Genomic DNA, 5,085 nt, shown 5'->3' on the forward strand with positions numbered 1-5,085 from the left:
CTTGGCGAAAGCCAAATACTTGCACTGCAAGAAGAAGAAGTACTTGTTTATTTCTTTGATCTTGCGTGCCAGAAAATTTGCTATGAGATTGAACTGAAGAGTTTGATCCTGGCTCAGATTGAACGCTGGCGGCATGCTTTACACATGCAAGTCGAACGGTAACAGGGAGCTTGCTCCGCTGACGAGTGGCGAACGGGTGAGTAATGCGTCGGAACGTGCCGAGTAGTGGGGGATAACTATCCGAAAGGATAGCTAATACCGCATACGCTTTGAGAAGGAAAGCAGGGGATCGTAAGACCTTGCGCTATTCGAGCGGCCGACGTCTGATTAGCTAGTTGGTGAGGTAAGAGCTCACCAAGGCGACGATCAGTAGCGGGTCTGAGAGGATGATCCGCCACACTGGGACTGAGACACGGCCCAGACTCCTACGGGAGGCAGCAGTGGGGAATTTTGGACAATGGGCGCAAGCCTGATCCAGCCATGCCGCGTGTCTGAAGAAGGCCTTCGGGTTGTAAAGGACTTTTGTCAGGGAGGAAATCCCTAAGGTTAATACCCTTGGGGGATGACAGTACCTGAAGAATAAGCACCGGCTAACTACGTGCCAGCAGCCGCGGTAATACGTAGGGTGCAAGCGTTAATCGGAATTACTGGGCGTAAAGCGTGCGCAGGCGGTTGTGTAAGTCTGATGTGAAAGCCCCGGGCTCAACCTGGGAACTGCATTGGAGACTGCACGGCTAGAGTGCGTCAGAGGGGGGTAGAATTCCGCGTGTAGCAGTGAAATGCGTAGAGATGCGGAGGAATACCGATGGCGAAGGCAGCCCCCTGGGATGACACTGACGCTCATGCACGAAAGCGTGGGGAGCAAACAGGATTAGATACCCTGGTAGTCCACGCCCTAAACGATGTCAACTAGCTGTTGGGGGTTTGAATCCTTGGTAGCGTAGCTAACGCGAGAAGTTGACCGCCTGGGGAGTACGGCCGCAAGGTTAAAACTCAAAGGAATTGACGGGGACCCGCACAAGCGGTGGATGATGTGGATTAATTCGATGCAACGCGAAAAACCTTACCTGGTCTTGACATGTACGGAACTTGCCAGAGATGGCTTGGTGCTCGAAAGAGAGCCGTAACACAGGTGCTGCATGGCTGTCGTCAGCTCGTGTCGTGAGATGTTGGGTTAAGTCCCGCAACGAGCGCAACCCTTGCCATTAGTTGCTACCATTTAGTTGAGCACTCTAATGGGACTGCCGGTGACAAACCGGAGGAAGGTGGGGATGACGTCAAGTCCTCATGGCCCTTATGACCAGGGCTTCACACGTCATACAATGGTCGGTACAGAGGGTCGCGAAGCCGCGAGGTGGAGCCAATCTCATAAAACCGATCGTAGTCCGGATCGCACTCTGCAACTCGAGTGCGTGAAGTCGGAATCGCTAGTAATCGCGGATCAGCATGCCGCGGTGAATACGTTCCCGGGTCTTGTACACACCGCCCGTCACACCATGGGAGTGAGTTTCACCAGAAGTGGGTAGGCTAACCGTAAGGAGGCCGCTTACCACGGTGGGATTCATGACTGGGGTGAAGTCGTAACAAGGTAGCCGTAGGGGAACCTGCGGCTGGATCACCTCCTTTCTAGAGAAGGCGATCGTCAAGTATTCACAACCTATCGGTTATTCGTGATTTAAGGGTAGTAACTGGGTTTGTAGCTCAGCTGGTTAGAGCACTGTGTTGATAACGCAGGGGTCGTAGGTTCGAGTCCTACCAGACCCACCAGTTTGGGGGATTAGCTCAGTTGGGAGAGCACCTGCTTTGCAAGCAGGGGGTCGTCGGTTCGATCCCGTCATCCTCCACCATTCTTACAGTGCAAACAAAAGCGCACACAACCTATCAGGGTTGCGTGAATTTCTGTTTGCGTTGTTTTTACAATGCCCGATCTTTAACAAACTGAAGAAGCCGAATTAATTAGACGGCGAGATGAAATGCATGGAGTTAACTCTGCATGCAGGACAAATCGTCATCTTGGGAATTTGATTGTATCTAGTGCCATGTCGCCATATCAAAAGGGGCGGTGTGGTACGTCGCACAAACACATTCTGTCGGATTGGTAATCTAGGTTACTGAAATGATAGGGTCAAGCGACTAAGTGCATCTGGTGGATGCCTTGGCGATCACAGGCGATGAAGGACGTGTAAGCCTGCGAAAAGCGCGGGGGAGCTGGCAATAGAGCTTTGATCCCGCGATATCCGAATGGGGAAACCCACCTAGCAATAGGTATCCCAGACTGAATACATAGGTCTGAGGAAGCGAACCGAGTGAACTGAAACATCTAAGTAACTCGAGGAAAAGAAATCAACCGAGATTCCGTCAGTAGTGGCGAGCGAACGCGGAATAGCCTGTATGTGATAGAGATTGAGATAGTGGAAGGCCTTGGAAACGGCCGCCGTAGTGGGTGATAGCCCCGTACACGAAATTTCATTCTTGGTACTAAGCATACGAAAAGTAGGGCGGGACACGCGAAATCCTGTTTGAAGATGGGGGGACCATCCTCCAAGGCTAAATACTCGTGATCGACCGATAGTGAACCAGTACCGTGAGGGAAAGGCGAAAAGAACCCCGGGAGGGGAGTGAAATAGAACCTGAAACCGGATGCATACAAACAGTGGGAGCCTCGTAAGGGGTGACTGCGTACCTTTTGTATAATGGGTCAGCGACTTACGTTCAGTAGCAAGCTTAACCGCATAGGGGAGGCGTAGGGAAACCGAGTCCGAATAGGGCGCTTTAGTTGCTGGGCGTAGACCCGAAACCGAGTGATCTATCCATGGCCAGGATGAAGGTGCGGTAACACGCACTGGAGGTCCGAACCCACTAGTGTTGCAAAACTAGGGGATGAGCTGTGGATAGGGGTGAAAGGCTAAACAAACTCGGAGATAGCTGGTTCTCCCCGAAAACTATTTAGGTAGTGCCTCATGTATCACTTCCGGGGGTAAAGCACTGTTATGGCTAGGGGGTCATTGCGATTTACCAAACCATGGCAAACTCTGAATACCGGAAAGTGCGAGCATGGGAGACAGACGGTGGGTGCTAACGTCCATCGTCAAGAGGGAAACAACCCAGACCGCCAGCTAAGGTCCCAAATGATCAGTTAAGTGGTAAACGAAGTGGGAAGGCCCAGACAGCCAGGATGTTGGCTTAGAAGCAGCCATCATTTAAAGAAAGCGTAATAGCTCACTGGTCGAGTCGTCCTGCGCGGAAGATGTAACGGGGCTCAAACTGATAACCGAAGCTGCGGATTTGCACGTAAGTGCAGATGGTAGGGGAGCGTTCTGTAGGTCTGTGAAGGTGTCTCGTAAGGGATGCTGGAGATATCAGAAGTGCGAATGCTGACATGAGTAGCGATAAAGCGGGTGAAAAGCCCGCTCGCCGAAAGCCCAAGGTTTCCTACGCAACGTTCATCGGCGTAGGGTGAGTCGGCCCCTAAGGCGAGGCTGAAAAGCGTAGTCGATGGGAAACGGGTTAAAATTCCCGTACTTTTGTGTAGTGCGATGTGGGGACGGAGAAGGTTAGGTCAGCGGCCTGTTGGAATAGGTCGTTCAAGCTGGTAGGTGGTTAGGGTAGGCAAATCCGCCCTTTCATTCAACACCGAGAAGTGATAACGAGGGTCTACGGACCTGAAGTGACTGATACCACGCTTCCAGGAAAAGCCACTAAGCTTCAGCTACACAAGAACCGTACCGCAAACCGACACAGGTGGGCAGGATGAGAATTCTAAGGCGCTTGAGAGAACTCAGGAGAAGGAACTCGGCAAATTGATACCGTAACTTCGGGAGAAGGTATGCCTCTTTAGGTGAAATCCCTTGCGGATGGAGCTTGGAGAGGTCGCAGAGAATCGGTGGCTGCGACTGTTTATCAAAAACACAGCACTCTGCCAACACGAAAGTGGACGTATAGGGTGTGACGCCTGCCCGGTGCTGGAAGGTTAAGTGATGGGGTGCAAGCTCTTGATCGAAGCCCCAGTAAACGGCGGCCGTAACTATAACGGTCCTAAGGTAGCGAAATTCCTTGTCGGGTAAGTTCCGACCCGCACGAATGGCGTAACGATGGCCACACTGTCTCCTCCTGAGACTCAGCGAAGTTGAAGTGTTTGTGAAGATGCAATCTCCCCGCTGCTAGACGGAAAGACCCCGTGAACCTTTACTGTAGCTTTGCATTGGACTTTGAAGTGGTTTGTGTAGGATAGGTGGGAGGCTTTGAAGCCAGGACGCTAGTTCTGGTGGAGCCAACCTTGAAATACCACCCTGACCCCTTTGAGGTTCTAACCTTGGTCCGTTATCCGGATCGGGGACAGTGCATGGTAGGCAGTTTGACTGGGGCGGTCTCCTCCCAAAGTGTAACGGAGGAGTTCGAAGGTTACCTAGGTACGGTCGGAAATCGTGCTGATAGTGCAATGGCAAAAGGTAGCTTAACTGCGAGACCGACAAGTCGAGCAGGTGCGAAAGCAGGACATAGTGATCCGGTGGTTCTGAATGGAAGGGCCATCGCTCAACGGATAAAAGGTACTCCGGGGATAACAGGCTGATACCGCCCAAGAGTTCACATCGACGGCGGTGTTTGGCACCTCGATGTCGGCTCATCACATCCTGGGGCTGTAGCCGGTCCCAAGGGTATGGCTGTTCGCCATTTAAAGTGGTACGTGAGCTGGGTTCAAAACGTCGTGAGACAGTTTGGTCCCTATCTGCAGTGGGCGTTGGAAGTTTGACGGGGGCTGCTCCTAGTACGAGAGGACCGGAGTGGACGAACCTCTGGTGTACCGGTTGTCACGCCAGTGGCATTGCCGGGTAGCTAAGTTCGGAAGAGATAACCGCTGAAAGCATCTAAGCGGGAAACTCGCCTGAAGATGAGACTTCCCTGAGGGCTTGACCCTCCTGAAGAGTCGTTCGAGACCAGGACGTTGATAGGTCGGGTGTGGAAGCGCTGTGAGGCGTTAAGCTAACCGATACTAATTGCTCGTGAGGCTTGATCCTATCATTTGAGTGGCTTGGGAAACCGAGCTGACTGGATAGTGAATGTGCGACGCGATCAAAGATCCAAGAG

2 tRNA genes and 2 rRNA genes are annotated in these 5,085 nt (G+C 52.3%); all 4 read left to right on the forward strand.

What is annotated here, in order from left to right:
- Positions 1–90: 90 nt before the first annotated feature.
- The 4 genes from H2Z84_RS05915 (at position 91) to H2Z84_RS05930 (ending at position 5,015) form a co-directional block, all read left to right on the forward strand.
- Positions 91–1,626 (forward strand): 16S ribosomal RNA (locus tag H2Z84_RS05915).
- Positions 1,627–1,690: 64 nt separating this feature from the next.
- Positions 1,691–1,767 (forward strand) — tRNA-Ile (locus H2Z84_RS05920).
- Between the two features lie 4 nt (positions 1,768–1,771).
- Positions 1,772–1,847, forward strand: a tRNA-Ala gene (locus tag H2Z84_RS05925).
- A gap of 276 nt (positions 1,848–2,123) precedes the next feature.
- A 23S ribosomal RNA gene (locus H2Z84_RS05930) occupies positions 2,124–5,015 on the forward strand.
- The 16S and 23S rRNA genes sit together here with 2 tRNA genes alongside, the layout of an rRNA operon.
- Positions 5,016–5,085 lie beyond the last annotated feature (70 nt).

The sequence above is a fragment of the Aquitalea aquatica genome, from assembly GCF_013911085.1.
Classification (GTDB): domain Bacteria; phylum Pseudomonadota; class Gammaproteobacteria; order Burkholderiales; family Chromobacteriaceae; genus Aquitalea; species Aquitalea aquatica.